The 25,764-nt window shown below is 40.5% G+C and carries 20 protein-coding genes and 1 tRNA gene; 13 read left to right on the forward strand and 8 right to left on the reverse strand.

The window, feature by feature from the left end:
• Positions 1–15: 15 nt before the first annotated feature.
• From QTN47_RS21295 to QTN47_RS21310, 4 genes are read right to left on the reverse strand one after another with little or no spacing between them, the layout of a single operon-like run.
• Positions 16–1,473: a M6 family metalloprotease domain-containing protein gene (locus QTN47_RS21295; RefSeq protein WP_369331448.1), complete on the reverse strand. Its 1,458-nt coding sequence runs from the start codon at positions 1,471–1,473 to the stop codon at positions 16–18.
• 46 nt (positions 1,474–1,519) lie between these two features.
• A complete protein-coding gene (locus QTN47_RS21300) occupies positions 1,520–2,806 on the reverse strand; it encodes a hypothetical protein (RefSeq protein WP_369331449.1) in 1,287 nt (428 codons plus the stop codon).
• Positions 2,807–2,808: 2 nt separating this feature from the next.
• Entirely contained in the window at positions 2,809–3,516 is a 708-nt protein-coding gene (locus QTN47_RS21305) for a hypothetical protein (protein WP_369331450.1), read from the reverse strand.
• Positions 3,517–3,527: 11 nt separating this feature from the next.
• Positions 3,528–5,129, reverse strand: coding sequence for a hypothetical protein (locus tag QTN47_RS21310; RefSeq protein ID WP_369331451.1), 1,602 nt, complete (start codon positions 5,127–5,129; stop codon positions 3,528–3,530).
• Positions 5,130–5,590: 461 nt separating this feature from the next.
• On the opposite strand from QTN47_RS21310, the gene QTN47_RS21315 reads away from it, so the two are divergent.
• Both QTN47_RS21315 and QTN47_RS21320 read left to right on the forward strand, forming a co-directional pair.
• Complete coding sequence (locus tag QTN47_RS21315; RefSeq protein WP_369331452.1) at positions 5,591–6,202, forward strand: sensor histidine kinase; 612 nt, start codon at positions 5,591–5,593, stop codon at positions 6,200–6,202.
• Positions 6,199–6,873 (forward strand): response regulator transcription factor, encoded by a 675-nt coding sequence (locus QTN47_RS21320; protein WP_369331453.1) that lies wholly within the window; start codon positions 6,199–6,201, stop codon positions 6,871–6,873. The genes QTN47_RS21315 and QTN47_RS21320 overlap by 4 nt, the downstream gene beginning before the upstream one ends.
• 1,094 nt (positions 6,874–7,967) lie before the next feature.
• On the opposite strand, the gene QTN47_RS21325 is transcribed toward QTN47_RS21320, so the two are convergent.
• Together QTN47_RS21325 and QTN47_RS21330 are read right to left on the reverse strand one after the other, a co-directional pair.
• Positions 7,968–9,230 carry a site-specific integrase gene (locus tag QTN47_RS21325; RefSeq protein ID WP_369331454.1) on the reverse strand — a complete coding sequence of 421 codons (1,263 nt, stop codon included), beginning with the start codon at positions 9,228–9,230 and terminating at the stop codon, positions 7,968–7,970.
• Positions 9,231–9,496: 266 nt separating this feature from the next.
• Positions 9,497–9,570 (reverse strand) — tRNA-Pro (locus tag QTN47_RS21330).
• 152 nt (positions 9,571–9,722) lie between these two features.
• Between QTN47_RS21330 and QTN47_RS21335 the strand changes: the two genes are divergently transcribed.
• From QTN47_RS21335 to QTN47_RS21375, 9 genes are all read left to right on the forward strand, one after another.
• Positions 9,723–10,988 carry a dihydroorotase gene (locus tag QTN47_RS21335; RefSeq protein ID WP_369331455.1) on the forward strand — a complete coding sequence of 422 codons (1,266 nt, stop codon included), beginning with the start codon at positions 9,723–9,725 and terminating at the stop codon, positions 10,986–10,988.
• A gap of 6 nt (positions 10,989–10,994) precedes the next feature.
• Positions 10,995–11,519 carry a DUF4199 domain-containing protein gene (locus tag QTN47_RS21340; RefSeq protein WP_369331456.1) on the forward strand — a complete coding sequence of 175 codons (525 nt, stop codon included), beginning with the start codon at positions 10,995–10,997 and terminating at the stop codon, positions 11,517–11,519.
• An 8-nt stretch (positions 11,520–11,527) separates the two neighbouring features.
• Complete coding sequence (locus tag QTN47_RS21345; RefSeq protein ID WP_369331457.1) at positions 11,528–12,487, forward strand: glycosyltransferase family 2 protein; 960 nt, start codon at positions 11,528–11,530, stop codon at positions 12,485–12,487.
• Positions 12,488–12,493: 6 nt separating this feature from the next.
• Positions 12,494–13,627, forward strand: coding sequence for a glycosyltransferase (locus QTN47_RS21350; protein WP_369331458.1), 1,134 nt, complete (start codon positions 12,494–12,496; stop codon positions 13,625–13,627).
• Positions 13,628–14,229: 602 nt separating this feature from the next.
• Positions 14,230–14,805, forward strand: coding sequence for a D-sedoheptulose-7-phosphate isomerase (locus tag QTN47_RS21355; protein ID WP_369331459.1), 576 nt, complete (start codon positions 14,230–14,232; stop codon positions 14,803–14,805).
• Positions 14,806–14,844: 39 nt separating this feature from the next.
• Positions 14,845–15,399 carry a D-glycero-alpha-D-manno-heptose-1,7-bisphosphate 7-phosphatase gene (locus QTN47_RS21360; RefSeq protein WP_369331460.1) on the forward strand — a complete coding sequence of 185 codons (555 nt, stop codon included), beginning with the start codon at positions 14,845–14,847 and terminating at the stop codon, positions 15,397–15,399.
• 146 nt (positions 15,400–15,545) lie between these two features.
• Positions 15,546–16,505 (forward strand): hypothetical protein, encoded by a 960-nt coding sequence (locus QTN47_RS21365; protein WP_369331461.1) that lies wholly within the window; start codon positions 15,546–15,548, stop codon positions 16,503–16,505.
• Between the two features lie 283 nt (positions 16,506–16,788).
• On the forward strand, positions 16,789–18,315 hold the full coding sequence (amaB, locus tag QTN47_RS21370; protein ID WP_369331462.1) for an L-piperidine-6-carboxylate dehydrogenase: 1,527 nt from the start codon (positions 16,789–16,791) through the stop codon (positions 18,313–18,315).
• Between the two features lie 141 nt (positions 18,316–18,456).
• Positions 18,457–19,923, forward strand: coding sequence for a M28 family peptidase (locus tag QTN47_RS21375; RefSeq protein ID WP_369331463.1), 1,467 nt, complete (start codon positions 18,457–18,459; stop codon positions 19,921–19,923).
• Between the two features lie 408 nt (positions 19,924–20,331).
• Here QTN47_RS21375 and QTN47_RS21380 read toward each other — a convergent pair whose 3' ends face one another.
• Positions 20,332–21,054 carry a head GIN domain-containing protein gene (locus QTN47_RS21380; protein WP_369331464.1) on the reverse strand — a complete coding sequence of 241 codons (723 nt, stop codon included), beginning with the start codon at positions 21,052–21,054 and terminating at the stop codon, positions 20,332–20,334.
• 138 nt (positions 21,055–21,192) lie between these two features.
• Between QTN47_RS21380 and guaA the strand changes: the two genes are divergently transcribed.
• Complete coding sequence (gene guaA / locus QTN47_RS21385) at positions 21,193–22,728, forward strand: glutamine-hydrolyzing GMP synthase (protein ID WP_369331465.1); 1,536 nt, start codon at positions 21,193–21,195, stop codon at positions 22,726–22,728.
• 1,223 nt (positions 22,729–23,951) lie between these two features.
• On the forward strand, positions 23,952–25,133 hold the full coding sequence (locus tag QTN47_RS21390) for an ABC transporter substrate-binding protein (protein WP_369331466.1): 1,182 nt from the start codon (positions 23,952–23,954) through the stop codon (positions 25,131–25,133).
• A 230-nt stretch (positions 25,134–25,363) separates the two neighbouring features.
• Here the strand turns inward: QTN47_RS21390 and QTN47_RS21395 are convergent.
• Positions 25,364–25,764: hypothetical protein (locus QTN47_RS21395; RefSeq protein WP_369331467.1), on the reverse strand; the 401-nt coding region annotated here is incomplete at its 5' end.

Genomic DNA, 25,764 nt, shown 5'->3' on the forward strand with positions numbered 1-25,764 from the left:
TACTGCCGAAAACTTTTACGGTGTTATGATTACGTCGATAACCATCTGATTATCGCCGGGATTTCCTTTGATGAGGATTGATATGCCGGACCAGTTATTATCAGCTAACTTGAGACTTGGTGTTCCAGTCTGCTCAATTGAATTGACAAGGTTGCCATTGATAGTTGCCGGATATAAATCATCGCCGTCTCCCCTGTTACCCAAGCCAAACACTTTTGCCAGATCTCGTCGACCATCAGCCTGCATTAGCTCTATGGCAAGATTGTTTTCATCATTCACGTTGTCTATATCTTCGTCGACTGTATAAATTGCCACGCCTTCATCCGGCAAAAAACTATCCTGCCCACTGCGGCGCCTGTATTCCACAAACACGTATTGCTGCGGCCTTGGCATTCGCGCAAGATTTTTTATCAGCACAATACTGCCCTTCTCTGATGCTGGTTTCAATACGATGCCTTTAGTTGTTTGCGTTATTTCTGTGGGCGCAATCCAATCGTGAAACATCCTGAGCATTCCATTTGGCAACCCGGGCGTGATGCCACCATTGTTCCATGAACCGGAAGCCATTAAACAATAATTACCAAGCCCATTAGATTTTGTTATGTTGCTTTTACCGGTGTCATAGAAATCAGCCCATCTTGCCGCAAGGTGCCCCCATTCGTGTGCACAAACACCCATCTGGCAATTTTCCGGCACGGTTAAAAATGTTTTGGCTACAAGCTCTAACCCAACTTTAATTTCATTAGGCACCAACCATTTCAAGCTCCAAATATCATTACGACTTCCACTTTCTTCTGCACCTCTACCGGAGTGAATAATGAACAATGCTGTTACCGAACCCTCTCCCAGCATATCATATCCGTTAAAATCAACACCCTGTTTTATTGCTTCTTTTATCGCATCCTCTGCCATGCCTTGTGAGTTACGCGGATAATTACCCATACCGGAAGCAGAGTTGGTATAGTAGTCGCTTCTATTGGGCAGCCTAAACCATCCGAATACTTTTCCTTGTATATCAATTCCATTGCTGTCTGGGACGTAGTTGCTAATTTTCCTATAGTATTCAGCCATGCTTCCGGTTGGGAATATATCTATGCTGCCAAAAAGCATTTGCTCGTAAAAAGATGGTTCTCGAAATTCAGCATGTGGTCTGTCTTCAAAATCAACCAGGAGCACGAGAGTTCTGATAACACCCTTCAATTTTTGGGGCGGCCTGTCGATTAGCTGGGGTTCGTCGGCGCCAGTTGCTTCCCTGATTTTTCCATCATCTAACCCAGCAACATCTTCCCCTCTTCTTCCCGAACTCCAGATGTAAAAATATTGTTCGAAGGAGATGTCTTTGGGCAAACGATTTGAATCCTGCAAACCTCTGTAAGCGGCATATAGCTCCAATAATAAGTTTGGTGAGGGCGGTACCTGGCAACGAGTTTTGTTGCAAAACTTTTTGCCAATGTTTGGGACTTGTATTAGCATAAAAGGAGTTTAGTAGTTAAGCAAACATGTTCTCGAAAACAAAAAACTATTTCGATTTGAACATATCAACAATAGCTGAAGGCGAGAAGCTTAAGCCCCAGGAAAATTTGCCCACGGTATAACTCCTTTGTGCATATTCTTTCGCGTCATCCAAAGACGTAATTTCGCCTATATTTGTAACTTGTGGGTTAATCTGATTGGTCCAGGTCCATCCTAGGTTTACGCTTAACTCTTTTGTTATTGCGAAATTGAATCCGGAATAAAGATTGGACAGAGGATCTTTACTAATCTTAATACCACCATAGATACCGATTCGTTGGAAAATAGCATCATGTATATATTGTCCAAATGACCTGCCTCGTCCCTTACCAAAAACATCCTTCCAAATAGGATTGAAGTTGTCTATGTCCCGAGGAAGATGTATTTCAATTATGGAATATAGACTGCTTTTCCACGCTTCTTTTTGTTCTTCATTAGGTTTAACAACGAGGTTACCATCTTCTATAGAAAAGTTATTCAAGGCATATTTGGTGTTCTCCACTCCGATTTGAAAAGATGCAAGATTTTTTTCGTGAATTGGAAAGGTTAATCGACTTTCCTCAATTGTTTTGTTGCTTGCGATTACATCACATGGATCTTTTATCCTCTGTGAGTTCACTTCGACTAAAGTAATTTTGAGCCTAGGTGTACTAGTTATCGGGTTTCCACCCATAACACCTTGCCAAACGTTTTTTGTGTCTTGGAAACTTTTCTTAAAGAAACTCGTCTTGTAGTTAATTTTAATAATTGTGTTCGATAATTTTTTGTCCTCATTTTCAGCTTGATTAGCGTAAAAATCATCGTCAACATCAATAAAAACAAAAAAAATATTTTTGGTTGCTAACAAATAGTTGGAAAAGCTTGAACCGTCCTTATTTTTGTGAATTATTATTGTTTTTAACGATGTAAAATCAATTTTTGTTGGAACTGCAGAGGTACCAAATACAATATCTCGATACACCACAACTACCGCTGCGTTTTCTCCTTTATTGATATTCGTAATCGTTGCATCAATTAAATCACTCAACGAAATCATAGAATTTTGCGAACCTTTTGTAGTAGTGTAGGTTCCCGGAACATTGTTTAGCTGCAGTGCATGACTTCTTAGAATTGCTTGCAAGGTCGTGACAACGGAACCATCATCGCCTTTTAGAACTTTGTTTAGTGCTATAGAATTGGGTTCATCAAGAATTGCCTCAACTCTTGTTTTTTCAAACTCATTAAGGCCTTTTTGAGCCAGAGTGTTTATTGTGAAACAAGAAAACAGTATCAATGTAACAAATGTGTATTTCATATTTATCCATTTAATGATTGATTACTAAAATTGTTTGCTATTTGTGTTACAGGTCGGTTAGGTGCCCTTATGCTAGCCATAATGCTTCTTAGACTTGACGCGAGCTGTTGAAACGGCAAGTCCCAGCATCTTCTAAAAGCCGTAAAAAATGCACTATTAGTGTTATAGTAGCTTGGAACTCCGTCTGAACAAGATGAAATGATCGTATGAAAATCCGTTTGTTGTCCAAAGTTTTCTATCAGCCCAAACGCATTACAGCAATCTAATACAGTGATTAAATGCCCATTGGGTACTTTTTCATGAAAAGAATCAATAACAGTATTGTAATCAATCTCGGTAAAGAATTCATCCAATCCTGGGAAAAAGTTAAACTTAAGTTTGTCTGAATATGTTACACAATATGTAATGAAATCTGGAAAGCCTGCGGGGGTTTTGGTCATTAATCTTGAAGCGTGCCCTGTATAGTAGATTAGCAACCAGTCTGTATTATTGGTGCATCGACTAATAGCATCTTCAATTTTTAACTGAATATTGGCTTTGCCAGCAGTCTTATCATACAACATAGGCGATACTATCCAAGGGCTATTCTGATTATTGAGGAAGGCATTAAAATCGTTTGTGTTTTTAAGCGTGAATCCTAATCGCGAAAATCCAGTTGAATTATCGGAATAATAATCCCCCAAACATAACAATACAGCATACTTGTTCATAAAATAATTCTTTAACTTGTTATCGACATCAATTTCATCCTTAAGTCATCAATTTTAGTTTGGGTCAACTGAATTTGATGAATGAGGTTATTAATATTTTCGATATCCTGGGCAAATAGATTATTTCTTGGGACGGCTGACAATTTTTCGAGTAAGTTCTTCTTAACCTTCAACTGATTCATTTCGTTCATTAATTCATTTCTAGTGTCTTTTCTATTTTCAGAATTTGAGCTAAGACTTAGGTCGCCTGTTGTCCGTCCAGAATTATTAATTGAATTTTGAACATCCTGCATTTTTTTAGACAGATCATTTAATGCAATTGCGGAGTTTAAATCGCGATTAGCATTTTCCAATTCAGTCAATTGCTTAACATGAGTAATTTTGAAATTCAAAAGCTGTGCAGGAATTGAGAATATTGCTTTGAGTATGTTGATAGGAATAGAAACAAAACTTTCAAACTCGCTTGGTTTAACAATATAGTTTTCTACTAGCAAGCCATTTGAAAATTTAGGCGTATTGGTTCTCTTAACCAAAGAGGATCTTTGAATGGGCACTTCTATAACAATTGACGGGTCGGGAATTAGCACATTATAAAGAACAGGACTTTGGTTATTAAAGGAAGGCGCTTTTACCAAAGCCTGCATGGCAAGCTTGAACAGTGGCCGAGTGAGAATGCCATAATAGATGTTACCAGGGCTTTGACTGAAGCATTGCTTCGGGCAATTATGTTGAATCTCAAAAGTAGCATCCACCAACACATCTTCTTTTGTAATTCCATCTATCGCGATAATCCAATCTTTGGAAATTATTGGAGTTATTTGGAGTTCATCAGAGGTAACAATGAATATTTTCTTGTAAGTGGTAGTTTCTGCGATTGCATATTGCGGCAATACAATCTCCTGCATTAAGGAGGCAGCAGCTTGTGCCGAAAGGATCTTCTTTGGCGCCTCGCTTATCTCTGCGATAATATTGCTCAGTCTGTCTTCTGTTACTACGGACACGCCTTCTAATAAGCATGAAGAGTTAACATTGAGTCGTAGTTCGTCATTTGCAAAGGAAAAAGAGTTATAGTTCAATCCCAACAATAAGGACGTGTCTGGCTCAATTGCTACTGTAGTATCCAAAGTTAAGTCCGACAAGATTGCCTCGATTATTGAGTTGTCTGTAATTGATCTTAGGACAGTTACTTGTGCAGTAGCAGTTATTTTTAGAGATGCTGTTGGCAAGTAATAACATTGGTCGGCAATGAAAGGTTGTTCAGGTATCATTATCGCCTCATCATTGCCATCTATTTGACTACGAAGTTCCTCAAGCATTTGCATATTTTTGCTTTCCGCATCATCTTTGCCTTTTTTCGTCTCAAGCTCTCCAATTACTTTGTCAATCATTGGGAGTATCGGTTTAAATCTTTCGAATCTTTGTTTCTTTGGTTTTTTACTATTATCATCATCCAGTTTCAACACATTAGTCGATACAACAAACTTTCTGCTCTTCCAATTAAAGAGATAAATAGTCAATACCACTAAAAAAAATATCACGAAGAACCACACCCATGCTTTCATGGAAGGTAGAAACTCCAAAATATCCAGGTGTATGTTTAGAAGTGTTAGCATAAAATTTTTTATAACGATTAAAATAAATGCTGATGTAAAATTGTAACACTCCGCATTCCAGCACAACGGGAAAAAGTCCCAACTTATAAAGGGTTTTTTCCTGTTTTGTTTGCTGGAAATAACTGGTTTCCTGAATCTCGATCAATGGAAAATTAAATTCGTTGTAGGTTTGAATGATTCATCTGAGAAAAAAAGTTGCATCAACCTATTTTCTATTAAAACAACATCTATAGCTGAAAGATCGATTGATCTTATTGATAGTAGCACGACAATAAACAGCTTTAAAAGAAATTTAAATTGGAGGGTTTACAATGATACTCTACGCTATTGCCGCAATATTAATTTTGCTGATTCTAACGGGATTAGTTTTTTTCTGTATCCTTAGTAGAATCAATGGTGACATCAACAACAAATACAGACAAACGCAGGCGCGTATAACCGAGGCACAACTAGAATCTCGTATGGAAACCCAGGAACGCACGCTGCAACACATCAACTACGAACTAAACAACAACATCAACCAGGTTGCGAGTGTAATAAAAATGACGCTGCACACTGTGGACATTAGCGACAATGATAAAACCGCGAAAAAACTCGAAGAGATGACGGAGATGACAAGGCAGCTAATGGCAGGTGTTAAGACTTTGTCATTCGACATTGAGCTGGAAAGCATTGCAAACACTAATCTTTTTAGTGCATTGACACATGAAACAGGTCGCATCAACCGAGCGGGATCGCTACCGGTTGTTTTTGAGTGCAGTAGTGAACCAATAAAACTTGAACATACAAAAACTCTAATTGCCTATCGCATAGCCCAGATGATTCTTGACAACGCAATTATGCATAGCCATGCTAAGCAGATAAACATCAAACTTCATTTTACCAAAAATTTAATTACATTAACTTTAAAGGATGATGGCAGAGGGTTTGATGTTGAGAAAACATTGTCAACTAACACTTCAGGAGGTTTGATGAAGGCAATGCGAAGGGCCAAAATGATAAATTCGAAGCTGACAATCACCAGTGTTGTCGGCGTTGGCACAACTGTAATAATTAAAATACCTTGCGTATGAAACATACAGCCCCGATAAAATTAGCGTTGGTTGACGATCATAAATTATTTCGAAAGGGCTTGATTGGCATTCTCGAAATGATGGATAAGGAATATGAAATTATATTTGAAGCGGAAAATGGAATTGATCTCCAACAAAAGATTCAAAAAGATAATCAACCAGACATTATTCTGATGGATGTAAACATGCCGGGCATGGATGGTTTCGACGCTGTCAAATGGCTTGTTGAAACATATCCGCTAGTTAACATACTCGTAATAAGCATGGTCGAAAAAGAGGAGCAGATCGTAAAAATGCTTAAACTAGGAGTTAAGGGCTATTTGTATAAAGATATTGAACCGAATGAATTGAAAAATGCACTTAATTCAATTGTCAATAAAGGCTATTATTATACAGACTTTATTACTGGTAAACTAATTCATTCAATTCAACATCCCTCTGAACTGAATGAAACCCAGGATGCTTTTCATTTGCTAAATGAAAGGGAAATGGAGTTTTTGAAATTTGCCTGTACTGAAATGACTTATAATGAGATAGCCCACAAAATGTTCCTTAGCCCTAAAACAATTGACGGCTATAGGAACGCTTTATTTGAAAAACTAAATGTAAAAAGCAGGGTGGGCTTGGCTATGTATGCAGTTAAAAATGGGCTTGTAGAAATTTCAAACTGACTTACATACGAGTTTCTTCTTTTCACTTCATCGTTCGAACCCATCTACACATTTTACTCTCATAAAAAACAGAACCTGGTTATTAGAAGTCAATATTGATAATTGTGGTATGGCTGATCAGTAGAGACACTCCCGTATTTACTCACCTTTGCAAAATTTGAAATGAATTAATATGATTTGCTTTATGAACAAGTCAAAATTCACTTTTCCCTGGAAAAAATTACATGCTTCTAAAACGATTTAAAATTGAATGTCCGGTAGACAAGATTCAAACAACTCATATAATATATTAAAATACAAATATCTATTATTTGTTCTAAAATCTGTTATAGATTGTCTCAGTAAATCTTAATTACAAGACTAATATCTATTTTTTTTGAAAATGCAGCTGTAAGACCTTTATGGTAATCGGCAAGAAGGTGATTAAACTGATGATTGGGGAGATTTAAAATATTTTTTTCAAAGTAACCGTTTAACACAGAATTCCTATTGCATTCCATGTTGGACTCAAGGTAACTGATTTAGTCTTTAAAAACAGTTATACTCCACTATATATGGTTCAAGGAGAGATATTAGGGCAAAAACACAACAACTCTTACAAATTACTAGCGCCTTCATCCCAATTCCAAAAGGTAAAGGCGCGTTACTCGACTAATAACATGCTAGTTTTCCAAATGCCTCCTTTCATTTAGCAGGTATCCAAACATCAATACTGGCACATTCTTTCAATAGCTGCTATCTTTTTTTGCCCAAACAATGAAGTTGTAATAAGCATTAAAAAAATTATTCTAATGAATGCCTATTCCGTCTGTTTGCGGAAAACGATTATTAACTTTATCACTTAAATCTTTGTTTATTTTATGAGAAATTACACCTGCTGACTGGAAGATAGGGGTTCGTCCGGTCCAGCTATCAGAAAAAATTAAAAGAAAAAAACTATCTTGCATCGCGGTGAACAAACTGGTGAACAACCATCCAACAAGTTCTTAAAACCTTTACTGGTAAAGCATTTCAAATAATAGTTTGAATCCTGACGAGTTGATACACGTTACAAAACAGTCACTTAACTGCGATCACTTAATAATTAATACATCCTATCGCAAAGCACTTTTCTTTCTACTAAACTTGTTTTGCACATCAGCTGTATCCTCCAGTATCTTTTCTTCATCAACATCAGCATAGTTATTCTTTGTTGTGCTAATCTTGCTATGACCCAACAACTTGCTAACTGTTTCCATCGGAACACCATTTTTTAGGTTAATCTCCTTTGCAAAAAATCTTCTTGCCATGCGTGTATCTAGTTCGAGAGGTATGTTAAGGATCTCAGCAATAATTTTGAGAGATCGATTGAGTTCCTGGTTACTGATATAGGGAAATATCTTACCACTTGAGATGGCTTTTGACGATGATGCATATTGATCCATTATTTCTTTGGCAGCATCGGGAACTGGGATTCCGCAAAGTTCTGTATTTTTATTACGGTACACAGTACAAAACAACCTGCCATTGATACCTTCAAAATGTTTTGGTTCAAGGCCAACCAGATCAATATAACTTACTCCCATGTAACAATCATATACAAAAAGGTCTTTTGCAAATTGCAATCTTTCATCGTTAAACGACGCCCTTTCTATTTTAATAAAATCGTGAATTTTTAAATTTTCTCTTGAAACCTTTTTAGGTTTCTTAGTATATTGATCAAAGGGGTTATCTTTTATCCATTTCATCTTCTTCGCCATTCCGAACATTTTTCCGACACGTTCCATGTGCTTATAAAGTCCGTTGCCCAGGCAGGGGTCATGTTTTTTTAAAGGTTTCGTCCTAATATGATTTTCTAATTCTAATAAAGCTTCATAATCCAAATGCAGCAGATCGACGTCATCTTTTTTAAAGTAATCCTTGAGAAAGTTTTTAAGATATTTTTCTGTTGTATCATAATTTTTTGTAGTACCTGGCTTCAAGTTGTCACCTCGGCATTCAAGTTTTTTATGTTTATCTATTAGCTCTACTAATGTGTGACCTGACTCTGGCGGTTTCTGGCTTATATGACAATTATTATAATGATCTTTAATTGATTCACAGGTAATTTCAAATCGACCTGACTCAAGTGCTCTTTTGCTTTCGAGAATTCGAAACCTTACATCACCGATATAATTATTAATCGAGTCGACTTCGATACCTTTCCCAATTACTTTTTCATGGCTAGACGACCAGCTAGATATTTGAATTTTCTCATTCAATGAAAATTCAATGGATCTTCCATTAACCGTTATTTTGGCAGATAGGTATCCTATACTGAAATCTGACTTTGTCTTCCTTAATATAAAATCAATAGAAAAGGTTTTAATTTTTTTCATACGAACATTTTTAGTGTTTTTACTCACGCTGTTCATCGAAAAATCTACTTGATCAAAACGTTTCAAAATATATCAAAAGAACACTTATGTTCTGATTTAAAATGACTTATAACATTTTCAAGAGACAATTTAGGCCGTAAAAAAGTCTCATAGAATGTCTCTCGAATTATTTGAATTCTTTTGATATTATTTGAAATAAAACTAAAATAAAAAAGCCCGTAAATCAATCATTTACGAGCTTTTGAATCGGTTTGAAACCTTATTTGTCGGGTGGACAAGATTCGAACTTGCGACCCCTTGCACCCCATACAAGTGCGCTACCGGGCTGCGCCACCACCCGAACTGTTAAACAAAACAAAAACGACAGAGAATCTGTACTTTATAAATCAAAACATTTCTGCTTTTATCTGTAAAGTTTCCGTTTAACGGGTTGCAAATGTAAAGGCTTTTTGGAAAAATCTACTATCTTGCGCACAAATTTTTAAGCCTCGCATGAATATTCTGCTCCGGAAGGTAACAATAGCAGATCCAGTATCTGCTCACAACAGTTCAGTAAAAGATATTTTCATTTCTAACGGCATTATTCAGAAGATCGCTGACAATATTGATGATAGTGCCGACCAGGTTGTAGATGGGCAAAACACAACGGTCTCACCTGGCTGGGTGGACATATTTGCTCATTTTGCAGACCCAGGCTATGAATTTAAGGAAACACTGGAATCGGGTGCCAACACTGCCGCTGCCGGTGGCTTTACAAGGGTGTTTGTGTTGCCTAATACAAATCCCGTTGTTCAGAATAAGACACAGGTTGAATACATCGTTCAAAAATCTTCTTCCCTGCCTGTTTATATTCAGCCATTGGGTTCCATCACCAAAAATGGTGAAGGAAAAGAGTTGGCTGAAATGTATGATATGCAGGCGAGCGGGGCTGCAGCATTCAGCGATGGTACTAATCCGGTACAATCTGCGGGACTACTTGTAAAAGCGCTTCAATACGTAAAAGCATTTAATGGCGTGGTTGTGCAGGTTCCTATGGATAAAAGCATCGGCCAGTACGGATTGATCAACGAGGGTGTTGTATCTACAAGACTTGGTCTTCCGGGCATTCCTGCAATGGCCGAAGAAATCATTATAGAACGTGATCTTAAGCTGGCGCAATACGCAAACTCAAGCATTCACTTTACAGGAGTATCTACTGCAAAGTCTCTCGAATATATCCGCGAAGCAAAAGAAGCAGGTATTCAGGTTACTTGCTCCGTAACACCTTACCATTTGTATTTTAATGATGAGGATCTTGCCTCTTACGATACCAATCTTAAAGTAACGCCTCCTATCCGGAACAAAGAGGATGTAGAAGCTTTGAAAGAAGGTGTTCGCAGCGGTTTGGTTGATTGCATTGCTTCACATCATTTGCCGCAGGATTGGGACAATAAGGTCTGTGAATTTGAATACGCAAAAGCTGGCATGTTAGGTCTGCAGACTGCTTACGCGGTTGTGCAGTCGGTATTGCCTGATCTGTCTGCGAATAAAATTGCTGCACTCTTTTCTTCAAATGCACGAAGCATCTTTCATCTTTCTGCTGCATCAATTGAAGAAGGTAGCCAGGCTGAACTTACTTTGTTTAAAGCATCGGGCACAACAACTTTAGCTAAAGAGACCAATAAGAGTAAATCTTCCAACTCGCCTTTCTTCGATAAGTCTTTGAAAGGTGAAGTCGTAGGAATTATAAATAAAGGGAATATCTTTATCAATAAATAAACTCTTATGGAAAAAAAAGTAACCACTCCGGTTGTTAAGGGCATTATTATCACACTGATTTTAATTGTGTTTGGACTGGTAATTTATTTTACCGGCAACATGCAAAATAAAGTGCTGGGCTCTGTGCAATATGCAATATTGTGTGTTGGCATTATCTGGGCCTGTATCAACTATGCCAATCAAATGGACGGTTACGTTACGTTTGGAAACATTTTTGCACATGGTTTTAAAACAACGGCTGTTGTTATTGCTTTACTAAGTGTTTATACTTTTCTCGCACTGAAATTTATTTTTCCTGATATGATTGACCAGGCCCTGGAGCAGGCAAGAAAAGAAATGGAAAGCAAAAATCAGATGAGCGACGAACAGATAGAAAAAGGCCTTGAGATAGGAAGAAAATATTTTGTACCATTTGTTATTGGAGGACTGGTGTTGTTCTTTGCCATTATCGGCGCGATCGGATCGGCAATTGGTGCTGCCGTTGCTAAAAAGAAACCACAAGATCCATTTTCTGTACAACAACCCATGTAATTTTTACAATGAATTTATCGCTTGTAATTCCACTATATAACGAAGACGAATCTTTACCGGAACTGGCCGATTGGATTGTGCGTGTTGTTACTGCTCATAATTATTCCTACGAGATTATTATGGTGGATGACGGAAGCGTTGACAATAGCTGGGCGGTTATAGAAGAGCTATCTTCTAAAAATCCTTGTATCAAAGGCATTAAGTTCCAACGCAATTACGGTAAATCAGCGGCGCTGAACGAAGGCTTTAAAGCCGCGCTGGGTGATGTAGTTATTACTATGGATGCTGATATGCAGGATTCTCCTGATGAAATTCCTTCACTATATGACCTTATTATGGTTGATGGGTATGATATGATCAGTGGGTGGAAGAAAAAGCGTTTTGATAACACGCTTACCAAGAATATACCTTCTAAATTTTTTAACTGGGCAACGCGCAAGGCGTCTGGTATTTACCTGCACGACTTCAACTGCGGTTTGAAAGCTTATAAAAACAAAGTGATCAAAAGCATTGAAGTGTACGGAGAAATGCACCGCTACATTCCGGTGCTGGCTAAGTGGGCCGGATTTAGAAAGATAGGCGAAAAAGTTGTTGAACACAGGGCACGCAAATACGGAACCACCAAGTTTGGCTGGGAACGTTTTGTAAATGGCTTTCTTGATCTTACATCCATCATGTTTGTAGGCAAGTATGGCAAAAGACCCATGCATATTTTTGGCTTTTGGGGAAGCATCTGTTTCTTTCTGGGTTTTATCATGAGCATTTACCTGGTAATAACAAGGTTAATGTATCCCGAGACCGGTTTGAGTAACAGGCCGCCATTCTACATCGCCTTAACAATAATGATCATTGGCTCACAGTTGTTCCTGGCTGGCTTTATTGGCGAATTAATTTCGCGCAACTCACCCGGCCGTAATTTTTACCTGATCGAAAAGAAGCTGGGCATTAATAAAACTTCAGCAGAATAATAAGGCATGCAGAAAGTAGTGATCATAGGTTCCGCACACCCGCTGCGTGGCGGTGGCATTGCCACTTTTAATGAAAGGCTTGCAAGGCAATTTCAGACGGAGGGTTGTGACACTACTATCTACACTTTTTCGCTGCAATACCCTTCATTTCTTTTTCCCGGATCATCGCAGTATTCAACAGAGCCTGCGCCAACAGATCTGAATATTAAAGTTGCCATCAATTCCATCAATCCATTTAACTGGATCAAAGTTGGAAACGAAATAAAAAAATTGCGTCCCGATGTTGTTGTGGTTCGTTATTGGCTACCCTTTATGGGACCTTGTCTTGGAACCATTCTTCGCATCATCAAAAAGAACAGGCATACAAGAATCGTTTGTATTGCGGATAATGTAATTCCGCACGAAAAACGTCCGGGTGACAAACCGTTTACAAAATACTTTGTAAAGCCCGTTGATGCATTTATCACTTTAAGTGAAAAAGTGCTGAACGATTTGAAACTGTTTACATCAAAACCTGCGAGGCTTGTACTTCATCCGCTGTACGATAATTTTGGTGAACAGGTACCCCAGGAAGAGGCAAGAAAACACCTGGGATTACCACTCAATGATAAGATCATCCTTTTCTTTGGTTTTATCAGAAAATACAAAGGACTGGACCTGCTGTTGCAAGCAATGGCAAATGAAGAAATAAAAGCTGCCGGCATCAAATTATTAATCGCCGGTGAATTTTATGAGGACAAAGCAGCTTACGATCAACTAATTCAACAACTGCAGATCCGGGACAGACTGATCCTGAAAACGGACTTCATTACAGACAGTGAAGTAAGATATTATTTAAGTGCAGCGGATTTTGTTATTCAGCCCTACAAGAATGCAACACAAAGTGGCGTTACGCCCCTCGCCTATCATTTCGAGAAACCAATGATGGTTACTAACGTAGGTGGCTTGGCGTCGTTTGTCCCCGATGGAAAAGCCGGTCTCATCGCCGAACCCAACGCACAGGACATCGCCGAAAAAATTCTGCACCTCTACCAGCTCGGCCCCGCCCACTTCCTACCCGGCCTCCGAGAAGAAAAAAAGAAGTACAGTTGGAGTGTGTTGACAGCCGCAATCTTCGATGAATTGAAAATTGAAAGTTGACAATTGAAAATGAGGGCAAGGTATTAGGCGTCAGGTTTCAGGTTTCAGGTGTGTGAATTGAAAATTGAAAGTTGAAAATTGAAAATGTAGGTAACTACCAGGTTTCAGGCTCAAACTAATGCATAGTAGACCGCAAATTTAAAAGCTCTGCAAAAAGTTAAGGCTTGGTGATCTTTAGCGCATTAGCGCCTCCTTTAATTATCCAAATTCTTTGTGCCCCTTAGTGTCCTTGGTGTCTTCGTGCCCGCCCGTGCCGGATCGGACGGGTTTCAAATCAATTTTCACGGCCCTGTCCGCCTTAAAATTCAAAATTATCTATCCGCTTGCGGCGCCCGTACTTCGTACCTCGTAATTCGTACTTAAATATCACATTTCGTACTAAAAACATCTGGTCGCCCCACATCCTACATCGTACATCTAACATCGTACATATCCTTACTTCGTACCTCGTAATTCGTACTTAAAAATCTTATTCCGTACCAAAAACATCCGGCCGCCTCACATCCGACATCGTACACCTAACATCGTACATCTCCCCCACATCGTACATCTAACATCGTACATTATAGCTATCTTTGCCGTTCTCTAAATTTTTTTCTAATATGAGCGATTTAATCAAGAGCATTATCAACGCGTCAATTGAAGTGAAGCAGCAGATTGTGAAAGATGAGCAAATGATCCGGACCATTGAGGATGTTGTAAATAAAATAACCTCGGCCTTTAAAAACGGAAAGAAAGTACTGTTCTGCGGTAATGGCGGCAGCGCTGCAGACGCGCAACACCTGGCAGCAGAGTTTTCCGGACGTTTTTATAAGAACAGGGCCGCTCTTCCCGCTGAGGCATTGCATTGCAACACGTCTTACCTTACTGCCGTTGCAAATGACTATAGCTATGATGTAATTTATGCACGACTGGTTGAAGGCACTGCTGTTGAAGGCGATGTATTGATTGGCCTGAGTACGTCTGGCAATTCTCCCAATATTGTTAAAGCTTTTGAAGTTGCGCGTGAGAAAAAGGTAATCACCATTGGCTTTACAGGCCTCACAGGCGGCGCAATGAAGGAACTAAGCGACTATCTGTTCAATGTACCAGCTACAGATACTCCCAGGATACAGGAAAGCCATATTTTAATTGGTCACATTATTTGCCAGTTGGTGGAAGAAAAAGTTTTTAGTTAACCACGTATTCTAAAGTATTAACAAAGCAGCAATTTTTTTATGGCAAAACATATTGTGGACAAGACCTGGACTTTATTTCTTGACAGGGACGGTGTTATTAACAGAGACAAAGTTGGCGACTATATAAGAAATGTGAGTGAGTTCTTTTTTATGGATGGCGTGCTGGAATCATTAAAAGCTTTTAATGAGCAGTTCGGCACAATAGTGATCGTCACCAACCAAAAAGGTGTTGGCAGAGGGTTAATGTCACAGGAAGATCTGGATGAGATCCACCAGTTTATGTTGAGCCAGATTGAGCATGCCGGCGGTAGAATCGATAAAATATATTTCTGTAAAGACTTGTCCGATGAAAGCCCCAACCGTAAGCCCAATCCTGGTATGGCTTTCCAGGCTAAAACGGATTTTCCCTCTATCGATTTCAAAAAAAGCATAATGGTTGGCAACAAATTGTCAGATATGCAGTTTGGTAAAAGTGCCGGTATAGTTACCACTGTGTTTTTATCTACAACCGATCCCGAAACGCCGTTTCCACATCCATTGATAGACGAACGCTATGAAAGTCTGCAGCAGTTTGCAGAGACGGTTAGCAATTAATTTACCGGCAACAAGCCGTTGACTATCAACATAAAGTCGCCCACGGTTATGCCTTTGTGCTTCTAACAAATAAAAACATAAAATTTGCTTGTAGCACCAATTTTGGGCGTTGGTTTGCTAACATTGCACTGTTTAAGGTAAGCAATATGCAAAAAATCATTATTCTTCTGTTCTGCCTGGTTTCTTTAAATGGACTGCTTGCTCAAAGATTGTCTAATGAAAATTTTCAGCACCTGAAAGTTGAAGAAGATACTTTGAAAACGCTGTCGAAGAAAATGATCTTTGATATAGACGCTACCAATCGCTTTCAGGCCGACAGCGCTTTTACCCGTGCATTTGTGCGAGCATTGCGCGTGCCCAACTCGTTCAATTTCCCTTTTGATTCCGTTATAACTATTTCAAAACTATATCCTCAGGACAGCTCATTCAGGATCTTTAGCTGGCAATACCAGAAAGATGAAGATCATTTCCGCCAGCGTGGTGCCATACAGATGAAAACGGCAGATGGAAGCCTGAAACTGTTTCCATTAATTGACATGTCTGAGTTTACGGCCAATCCAACAGATTCAGTGAGAACGCCGCGCAACTGGATCGGCGCCATTTACTACGGCATGGTGACCAAAACTGCTGGCAACAAAAAATTCTATACACTTTTCGGTTACGACGATAACAACATCCGCAGTACAAAAAAATGGCTGGACGTATTACAATTTGATGATGCAGGCAATCCATTATTCGGCGGCAAATTTTTCGATTACAAAGAAGATAGTTTAAAACCGGCGCAGCCTGCATATCGCTTCTGTCTTGAGTTTAAGAAGGATGGTCGTGCCAGGATGGTATATGACGAGGAGTTAGATATGATCATTTTTGATCACCTGATCAGTGAGCAGAATGACCTGAGCAAAAAATTTACCCTCATCCCGGACGGCGATTATGAAGGCTTTAAATGGACCAACGGCAAATGGGTTCATGTAAGTAAGGTTTTTAACCAGCAATTGAAAGACGGCGAAGCTCCGCTCCCCGATCCTATCAAAGATGATCAGGGCAATAATAACGAAATAAAGCTCGAGCAGCGGTCGCTGAAGAATAAGGCGAAGAAGAACTAGGGAATTTGAAATTTGAGATTTGAAATGTTCGGTTGCGGCCACCAAACCAATAGTACCGGCAACTCAACCGGGCTGGCTGAAATACAGCTACACAGAGCAGTTGAATTTCCACTAAATCATGCATCTTCTCTACATCGTACACCGTACATCTAACATTGTACATTGCATCACATCGTACACCGTACATCTAACATCGTACATTGCATCACATCTTACACCGTACATCTAACATCGTACATTGATTTGCCCCGACTTTCCTATCTTGCAAATTCAATATTTCCGTATGAAAGAAATACTATCCCGGTTAAATATACAGGAACACAATAGCGGCTCATCTACAGGTAACGAGTGGCTGGAAAGCAGTGGCGAGGTAATTGATTCCTTCTCTCCTGTTGACGGCAAACTGATCGCCTCAGTTCAATCTACTGACAGAGCTGCTTATCAGCAGATTGTGCTCAAGGCACAGGAAGCATTTGCCGTTTGGCGCCAGGTGCCAGCTCCGCGTCGCGGCGAGATTGTTCGCCAGATTGGTGAAGCGCTTCGTGAAAAAAAAGAAGATCTCGGAAAACTGGTGAGCTATGAAATGGGCAAAAGCCTGCAGGAGGGTTATGGAGAGGTACAGGAAATGATTGATATCTGCGATTTCGCTGTAGGACTTTCACGCCAGTTATACGGCTTAACAATGCACAGTGAGCGGCCGGGCCACCGCATGTATGAGCAATGGCATCCATTAGGTATTGTAGGCATTATTTCAGCATTTAATTTTCCTGTTGCGGTATGGAGCTGGAACAGTATGCTGGCATGGATCTGCGGAAATGTCTGTATTTGGAAGCCCAGTGAAAAAACACCTCTTTGCGGTATTGCTTGTCAGCAGATAGTGGCAGAAGTATTTAAAAAGAACGATATACCGGAAGGCGTTTGTTCCCTGATACAGGGAGGAAGAGATGTGGGTGAATGGATGTCAAAGGATACGAACGTTCCATTGATCTCTGCCACCGGTTCTACAAGAATGGGGAAAGCAATAGCCTCTGCCGTTGCAGCCCGTTTAGGTAAATCTATTCTTGAATTGGGCGGCAACAATGCAATTATCATTTCTCAGCATGCAGATCTCGATATGTCGCTGATTGGCTGTGTGTTTGGCGCCGTGGGGACTGCAGGTCAGCGCTGCACTTCCACAAGAAGATTAATTATACACGAATCTGTTTACGACTCATTCAAAGAGAAACTGGTAAAAGCATACGCGCAATTACGTATCGGCAATCCGTTGGATGAACACAATCATGTCGGTCCGTTAATTGATAAAGATGCCGTAAAGCTTTATTTATATTCCATCGACCAGTGTAAGCAACAAGGCGGCAGGTTTGCCGTAGAAGGCGGTGTATTGAACGGCGACGCTTACGAAAGCGGTTGTTATGTAAAGCCCTGTATTGCTGAGGTTACAAACGATATGCAGATAGTTCAACACGAAACTTTCGCACCGATTTTGTACCTGATGAAATACAATACCATCTCTGATGCTATCGCACAGCAGAACAATGTTCCGCAAGGATTATCATCCGCCATCATGACCGTTAACATGCGGGAAGCTGAAGAATTTCTGTCGCATGCGGGAAGTGATTGCGGCATAGCCAACGTGAACATCGGAACCAGCGGCGCTGAAATAGGTGGCGCATTTGGTGGTGAAAAAGAAACCGGCGGCGGTCGCGAAAGCGGCTCTGATGCATGGAAAGCCTACATGCGCAGGCAAACCAACACCATCAACTGGAGCACTAAATTGCCATTAGCGCAGGGGATTAAATTCGATTTTTAATTAATTGACAATTGAAAAGTGAAAATTGAAAATGAGGGCGGGTACATTTAGTTTCATTTGCACATGCCTTCATTCGCACATTTGCACATTTACACATTTGCACATTTATATTGCACATTCACTAATTCGCACATTTATACCATGAGAAAATCACTGACTGCTTTAGCATGTTTTGCATGCGCAACATCTTTTGTATCGGCCCAGGAGAAATCAGACTGGCCTGAAGTTTTTAAGCAAATCAATACAGAGGTTCAAACAAACTCCAAAGCTTATTCCACTTTAAGGGATGCGACTTCTACCATTGGTCACAGACTTACAGGATCTCCCAACGGAAAAAAGGCTGAAGATTACGCATTCAATCTGCTTAAATCATACGGCTTCACAGACGTACGCTATCAGCCATTTGAAGTAGAAAGCTGGAGCCGTGGCACATTGCAGGTTGGCATCGGTTCATCGCTGCAAAGTTTGCAACCTGTTAAATCTGTTTCGCTGGCGCATGCGCCTGTTAAAGCAGATGTGAGCGGAGAACTGGTGGATATGGGCAACGGTCTTGAAGCCGATTACGCTGCAAAACCAGAAGCTGTAAAAGGTAAGATCGCGTTGGTTTACCTGGGTGTACTACCCGGCTCTGCTCCTGGAACAAAAAGTCTGCACCGTTCTGAAAAAACAGCTATTGCTATTAAATACGGTGCCAAAGGAATCATTGTAATTAACACCGTGAAAAACGGCGTATTGCTGACAGGAACAGCTTCTGTAACTGGAAAGTTAATTCCTATTCCTGCGGTATGTATTGGCAACGAAGATGGTATGAAACTGAAAGAATCACTTGCCAAAGGACCGCAGTTTACACGCATAAAGATGACCAATTTCTCCGGCATGATCAAAGCCCGCAATGTAATTGCAACATTGCCGGGAAAAACTTTGCCAAATGAAAAGATCGTTATCGGAGGACACCTTGATAGCTGGGATCTCGCAACAGGTGCTATTGATAATGGCATTGGATCTTTTTCTGTATTGGACATGGCAAGAACTTTCCAGGCACTACATCTGCGCCCTGAAAGAACAATCGAGTTCGTAATGTTTATGGGTGAAGAAGAAGGGCTGCTCGGTTCAAAAGCGTATGTGAATGCTGCAATGAAGGATGGATCTATCAGCAACATCCGCTATATGCTTAATTATGACATGACAAACGATCCAAAAGGTTATAGCTCCAGCGCTGATGAAACTGAGCCATTGTTCAAATCAATCGGAAACATCGCGCATAATATTGATACTTCATTTACCAACACCTTCAGAAGTGGCGGCGGATTGCACAGCGATCACCAGCCCTTCATGCTGGAAGGCGTCCCCACCGGCGGCGGAGCGGGTGGTAATCTTCCTAACAACTCCGGCGGCTGCTATCATGCAGATTGTGATGACTTTAAAATGGTGGATGAGCAAGGCATGAAAAACACCGTACGCTTCAGTGCAATGCTGGTTTATGGTTTAGCTGATGCAAAAGAAATTCCTGCAAAGCGATTAACCGACGAAGAGACAAAAGCCTTCCTGCTGAAAAATAATCTGAAAGAACCATTGAGCATTGCGGGCGAATGGAGATGGAAAGATTAAGAAGACAGTAAGATCGTAAGACGCGTAAGACAGTAAGAGGTAAGAAAGGCTAGCGGATGAAAACAGGCAGATTTACGATTAACTAACCTGCCTGTTTTTTATTTGTATATCGTATCAAAGACCGCCTATAGGTTTTGATGTTCAATTTTTAAACAGCTGAGCTAAAAGCTGATAGCTAAAAAAGACATGTAGGACCGTAAGACAGTAAGAGGCAAGAATGGTTACCGAATGAAAACAGGCAGATTCAAATTCATGAATCTGCCTGTTTTTTTTTATTAAAATACATAAGACTTTTAGCTACAATTTTGGTATTCGATCGTGAACAGCCAAGCTGATACCTGACACCTGAAACCTGATACCTGACACCCAATAGCTAAAAGCTGATAGCTGACAGCTAATAGCTAATAGCTAATCCACCTTCTTCACCGAGCCACTTCCGGCAATGCTGGATTTAATTGTAGCTTTCCCCTTATAACTTACATCACCGCTGCCCATAATGCTCACATCCAGGCTCGTGTCGGCATAAACTTCAACGTCGCCACTGCCGGCAACACTAATTTTTGCGCTCTCGGCCATCAGGTCGAATCCTTTAAAATTGCCGGAGCCTGCAATATCAATTTTCAGGTCTTTTGTCTCGCCTTTCATGTTTACGTTTCCGCTACCGGCCACATCAATATCAACCGACGGAGTATTTATCTCAAGATCAACATTACTATTTCCGGCCATACTTACGTCCAGCTTATCCGCGCCTGAAAATTTGCCTTTCCCCTTTACATCACCGCTTCCGGCAATTTCCAGCTTGTGAAGTTTATCAGTAGTCACTTCGACTTTGATGGGATTGGATGAACGTAATTTGTATTCATCATCAACCTTAATTAAAAGGTAATCGCCATCCCTTTCTGTCCTGATATACTGAAGCAGGTTTTCATCTGCAATTACCTTTACAGAAGGCGTAGTTCCGGGAACAAGGTCAAGGTCAATAGAACCCTCCAGTTTTATCTTATCGGTATTCGAAACATTTCTCGTCTCTTCCTTTTGCTTTCCATTACCCGAAACCTCCCGCCGGTTAATAAAATCGCATGAGGCCGCAAACAGGCCAAAACAGAGCAGCAGTGGTAATAACTTTCTCATCTTCAATTGTTTTAATTATTCGAAAAGATACAAAAAATATGTTTTTACCTCTCCTATTTTGACAAACGGCCGCATCAATACATGAGTAAAAACAGTCACCTGTACCAAACTAACCAACTTTAAATTACCTTCGCAGCCATGACGGAAAAGATACTCATACTCGATTTTGGAAGCCAGTACACCCAATTAATAGCCAGAGCCGTTAGAGAGGCCAATGTGTATTGCGAAATTATTCCATATCACAAGAAATTTACAGTAGACAGTACCCTGAAAGGCATCATTTTAAGTGGATCGCCTTTTAGCGTTAATGAAGAAAATGCACCTTTAGTTGATGTTGCATCTTTTATTCAGCAACTGCCGGTTTTAGGTGTTTGCTACGGCGCACAGCTCACGGCAAAAGTTTTTGGCGGAAGAGTGGATAAATCCAACAAGAGAGAGTATGGCCGCGCAAAATTATTAAAGAAACAAGAGGATGTTTTGTTACAAAATGTATCAGATCATTCACAGGTTTGGATGAGCCATAGTGATTCCATTACACAGCTTCCTGAAGGGTTTGAACTGCTGGCAACCACTGACAGCATTCCTGTTGCTGCCTTCAAGAAAAACGGAACAGAAGCTAAACCGTTATATGGCTTGCAGTTCCACCCGGAAGTATATCATTCAACAGAAGGTAAAAAGATCATCCATAACTTCCTGACAAATATCTGCGGATGTAAACAGGATTGGACACCAGCATCCTTTGTTCACGAAACGGTTGAACAGCTGAAGCAGCAGATCGGCGATGCACATGTGATAATGGCGCTGAGTGGAGGTGTGGACAGCACTGTTGCCGCAACCCTTATCAGCAAGGCGATTGGCGACAGACTACATGGCATTTTTGTTGACAATGGCGTATTACGCAAAGATGAATTTGAATCAGTACTCGCTACCTATAAAAAATTAGGCCTGAACATTACCGGCATTGATGCCAAACAAATGTTTTACAAGGAGCTGGCCGGCAAAACAGATCCTGAAGCTAAACGCAAAGTGATTGGAAAACTATTTATTGATGTTTTCCAGGATGAAGCAAAAAAAGTAGAGGGTGTTAAATTTTTAGGACAGGGCACCATTTACCCTGACGTGATTGAAAGCGTTAGTGTTCACGGACCTTCTGTAACAATTAAATCTCATCATAACGTAGGTGGCTTGCCGGACACGATGCATCTTTCCCTGGTGGAACCATTACGTTTCCTGTTTAAGGATGAAGTAAGAAAAGTAGGTCTTGAACTGGGCATTCCTGAAGATTTGATCTTCCGTCATCCGTTCCCGGGTCCGGGATTGGCCATTCGTATCCTCGGCGAGATCACAGAAGAAAAAGTGAAGTTGTTGCAGGAAGCGGATGCTATCTACACCAAAAGTTTAAAAGAGCATGAACTTTATACCAAAGTTTGGCAGGCAGGCGCGATATTGCTCCCTGTAAAAAGCGTTGGTGTAATGGGCGATGAAAGAACATACGAATACACTGTTGCGTTAAGAGCAGTAACATCAGTAGATGGTATGACAGCCGATTGGGCACATCTCCCCTACGAATACCTCGCACATGTTTCTAATGAGATCATCAACAACGTACGTGGCATTAACCGCGTTGTTTACGATATAAGCAGCAAGCCACCGGCTACGATTGAATGGGAGTAGCAAGCTTAAAGCGTAAAGCCTAAAGCTTAGAACTGGTGTGAGGTTGGAATAGATTGTGTTGGCGCATTTTTTTTAAGAGTCCTGCATTTTGAAGTGTAGGACTTTTTTTTATTTATAACGCCACATTAAATCGATGAGATTGGCCGGTATATTTTCATTTGCTTCCGCCCTTACAGGGCTTTGACCACTATTTATTGTTTTTGACAGGGCGTTGCCCTGCCCTAATGCTAGCGCCCTTTCAGGGCTTGGACGTGAGATTGATTACTCAATTGTGCATTCACCGAAGATTGTATTAGGCTTTGGGCATAAAGTAGTTTTAGAGTTAAAGCTTTCTGCTTTAAGCCCACACCCATCTTCCTTTGCCCGTAGGGCATTAATCTCAATAGAACCGTACAACCCCGTTTGTTTCTTTGTCCGTAGGACATATACCTTGACCTGTCTACGCTCTCTCAAAATGCCTTAAATCTTTAGGCTCAATGTCAACCTTCGCTCTAATCAGTTCTAGGCTTTGCGCTTTAGGCTTTAAGCTCACACCCATCTTCCTTTGCCCGTAGCGCATTAATCTCAATAGAAACAAACGGAGTGATCGCTTCTTTGTCCGTAGGACATATACCTTGACTTGCCTACGCTCTCTCAAAATGCTTTAAATCTTAGGACTCAATGTCCACCTTCGCTTTAATCAGTTCTAGGCTTTAAGCTTTAGGCTTTAGGCTTTAAGCCCACACCCATCTTCCTTTGCCCGTAGCGCATTAATCTCAATAGAAACAAACGGAGTGATTGCTTCTTTATCCGTAGGACATATACCTTAACTTGCCTACGCTCTCTCAAAATGCTTTAAATCTTAGGACTCAATGTCCACCTTCGCTTTAATCAGTTCTAGGCTTTAAGCTTTAGGCTTTAGGCTTTAGGCTTTAAGCCCACACCCATCTTCCTTTGCCCGTAGCGCATTAATCTCAATAGAAACAAACGGAGTGATCGCTTCTTTGTCCGTAGGACATATACCCTTCCTTGACTCAAATCCTGCCCCAAATGCTTTTAAGCTTTAGGCTCAATGTCATCCTTCGCTAAAATCGGTTTTAGGCTTTGCGCTTTAGGCTTTAAGCTCTCCCTCCTCCCTGTTAAAATTTTCCCGCCACCACAATATTTTTCAACCTTTATGCATTTTTACAAGGTTAATGAATACCTTCCCGCAAAAAGGTATATTATTTGCTCAATTGATGGCTATGAATAAAATAACCCTGAAAACATTTATTTTCTTCTTCGCATTGTCTTTTGGCTTGTCAAATGTCAACGCGCAGCATGAAATACACCGTGGCAAGGTTAAAGTAGCAATACTGGCTCCGTTATATCTTGATTCTGCATTCAGTGGCTCTGCTTATAAACTGCAGGGAAACAGCATTCCTAAATATATCTTACCGGGATTGGATTTCTATCACGGTATTATGACCGCGATCGATTCTTTAAAGAAAGAAAATACGCCTATTGATGTCGCTATTTACGACACCAAGAAAGTTGGTAAAGGCATAAATTCAATTCTCGCTGAGATAAAAGCCGATAGCAGCACGCTGATAATCGCAGCATTCAACAATGCTTCCGAACAAAAAGCCGTCTCAGATTTCTCATTTGCAGAGAACATCCCGGTGCTTTCGGCCACCTATCCCAATGACGCGAACCTTACCGGTAATCCATTCTTCGTGATGCTTAACTCCACCATCAGCACACACATTAACGCCATCTATGATTATGCACGCAGAAATTATTCAAGATATAAGATCATTTATGTAACCAGGAATGGAGGGTTTGAAACAAGAATTAAATCCCAGTTCGACAACCTCAATAAAAACAAGGGCCTGGTATACAAAACAATTAACCTGTCCGATACTTTTGACCCGGCTGCACTGTTATACAGTATGGATAGCACCAAACAAAACCTTGTAATATGCGGCTCACTTGATGATGTGTTCGGACTCAATATTGTACGTACAATAAGCGCAGCTAAATCATACCGGACAACGGTTTTAGGTATGCCCACATGGGAATCAAACGACAGTTTCAACAATCCGGATTGTAACGGGGTAGAGTTTGTGTTCACAACACCCTACAACTATTCAAGAACGGACAATATTGGTCAGTACATGACCGCAGTGTACAGGCGTGATCATTTTGGCAGACCAACAGATATGTACTTCAAAGGCTTTGAGAGCATGTATCATTTCTCCAAATTACTGGTCAAGTACCGCACAAATATTCTCAACAACATTTCCGATCCGTCATTCAAAATTTCAACTGATTTCTATTTCGAACCAGTCCGGCTCACCAAAGAATCTTACGCCCCCGACTACATCGAAAACAAGAAAATCTATTTTGTGAAGAAACAGGATGGAATGGTGAAAGCAGTTAATTAGCTGTGAGCTATCAGCTATCAGCTATCAGCTATCAGCTTTCAGCTTTCAGCTTTTTCGTCGCGCCAGAAGTTTTTTCTTTCGCTGTATTTATCGACTTGAAAATGATTTTTCAAAAGAATACGCACTCCATAGTTTTCCTTTGCGCCGCTCCTATTAGCAGTCAGGTATCAGCTGTCAGGTATCAGCTTTTTCTCGACACCGGATGTTTTTCCTTTTCGCCGTATTTATTGCTATAAGGATGATTTTGCGATGGAGTACGCACTCGAAAGTTTTTCTTTGCGCCGCCGCCCCTTTGCGCCCTTTGCGTGAAATCGGCTGTCAGCTGTCAGCTTTGAGCTATCAGCTTTTTCTTCGCGCCGGGATTTTTTCGGTTTGGCTGTGTTTACGGGAAAGAAGATGATGATTTGGCTAATGGCGTACGTACTCCAAAGTTTTTCTTTGCGCCGCCGCTCCTTTGCGCCCTTTGCGTGAAATCGGCTGTCAGCTGTCAGCTTTGAGCTATCAGCTTTTTCTTCGCGCCGGGAGTTTTTCCGTTTGGCTGTGTTTACGGGAAAGAAGATGATGATTTGGCTAATGGCGTACGTACTCCAAAGTTTTTCTTTGCGCCGCCGCTCCTTTGCGCCCTTTGCGT

The sequence above is a fragment of the Danxiaibacter flavus genome (assembly GCF_041060425.1).
In the GTDB taxonomy this organism is placed as follows: Bacteria; Bacteroidota; Bacteroidia; order Chitinophagales; family Chitinophagaceae; genus Danxiaibacter; species Danxiaibacter flavus.

What these genes read in the sequence shown, in the direction of transcription:
- QTN47_RS21295 (WP_369331448.1), bottom strand. Translation starts at nt 1,473, where the DNA reads ATGCTAATACAAGTCCCAAACATTGGCAAAAAGTTTTGCAACAAAACT.
- QTN47_RS21300 (WP_369331449.1), bottom strand. Translation starts at nt 2,806, where the DNA reads ATGAAATACACATTTGTTACATTGATACTGTTTTCTTGTTTCACAATA.
- QTN47_RS21305 (WP_369331450.1), bottom strand. Translation starts at nt 3,516, where the DNA reads ATGAACAAGTATGCTGTATTGTTATGTTTGGGGGATTATTATTCCGAT.
- QTN47_RS21310 (WP_369331451.1), bottom strand. Translation starts at nt 5,129, where the DNA reads ATGCTAACACTTCTAAACATACACCTGGATATTTTGGAGTTTCTACCT.
- QTN47_RS21315 (WP_369331452.1), top strand. Translation starts at nt 5,591, where the DNA reads ATGGAAACCCAGGAACGCACGCTGCAACACATCAACTACGAACTAAAC.
- QTN47_RS21320 (WP_369331453.1), top strand. Translation starts at nt 6,199, where the DNA reads ATGAAACATACAGCCCCGATAAAATTAGCGTTGGTTGACGATCATAAA.
- QTN47_RS21325 (WP_369331454.1), bottom strand. Translation starts at nt 9,230, where the DNA reads ATGAAAAAAATTAAAACCTTTTCTATTGATTTTATATTAAGGAAGACA.
- QTN47_RS21335 (WP_369331455.1), top strand. Translation starts at nt 9,723, where the DNA reads ATGAATATTCTGCTCCGGAAGGTAACAATAGCAGATCCAGTATCTGCT.
- QTN47_RS21340 (WP_369331456.1), top strand. Translation starts at nt 10,995, where the DNA reads ATGGAAAAAAAAGTAACCACTCCGGTTGTTAAGGGCATTATTATCACA.
- QTN47_RS21345 (WP_369331457.1), top strand. Translation starts at nt 11,528, where the DNA reads ATGAATTTATCGCTTGTAATTCCACTATATAACGAAGACGAATCTTTA.
- QTN47_RS21350 (WP_369331458.1), top strand. Translation starts at nt 12,494, where the DNA reads ATGCAGAAAGTAGTGATCATAGGTTCCGCACACCCGCTGCGTGGCGGT.
- QTN47_RS21355 (WP_369331459.1), top strand. Translation starts at nt 14,230, where the DNA reads ATGAGCGATTTAATCAAGAGCATTATCAACGCGTCAATTGAAGTGAAG.
- QTN47_RS21360 (WP_369331460.1), top strand. Translation starts at nt 14,845, where the DNA reads ATGGCAAAACATATTGTGGACAAGACCTGGACTTTATTTCTTGACAGG.
- QTN47_RS21365 (WP_369331461.1), top strand. Translation starts at nt 15,546, where the DNA reads ATGCAAAAAATCATTATTCTTCTGTTCTGCCTGGTTTCTTTAAATGGA.
- amaB (WP_369331462.1), top strand. Translation starts at nt 16,789, where the DNA reads ATGAAAGAAATACTATCCCGGTTAAATATACAGGAACACAATAGCGGC.
- QTN47_RS21375 (WP_369331463.1), top strand. Translation starts at nt 18,457, where the DNA reads ATGAGAAAATCACTGACTGCTTTAGCATGTTTTGCATGCGCAACATCT.
- QTN47_RS21380 (WP_369331464.1), bottom strand. Translation starts at nt 21,054, where the DNA reads ATGAGAAAGTTATTACCACTGCTGCTCTGTTTTGGCCTGTTTGCGGCC.
- guaA (WP_369331465.1), top strand. Translation starts at nt 21,193, where the DNA reads ATGACGGAAAAGATACTCATACTCGATTTTGGAAGCCAGTACACCCAA.
- QTN47_RS21390 (WP_369331466.1), top strand. Translation starts at nt 23,952, where the DNA reads ATGAATAAAATAACCCTGAAAACATTTATTTTCTTCTTCGCATTGTCT.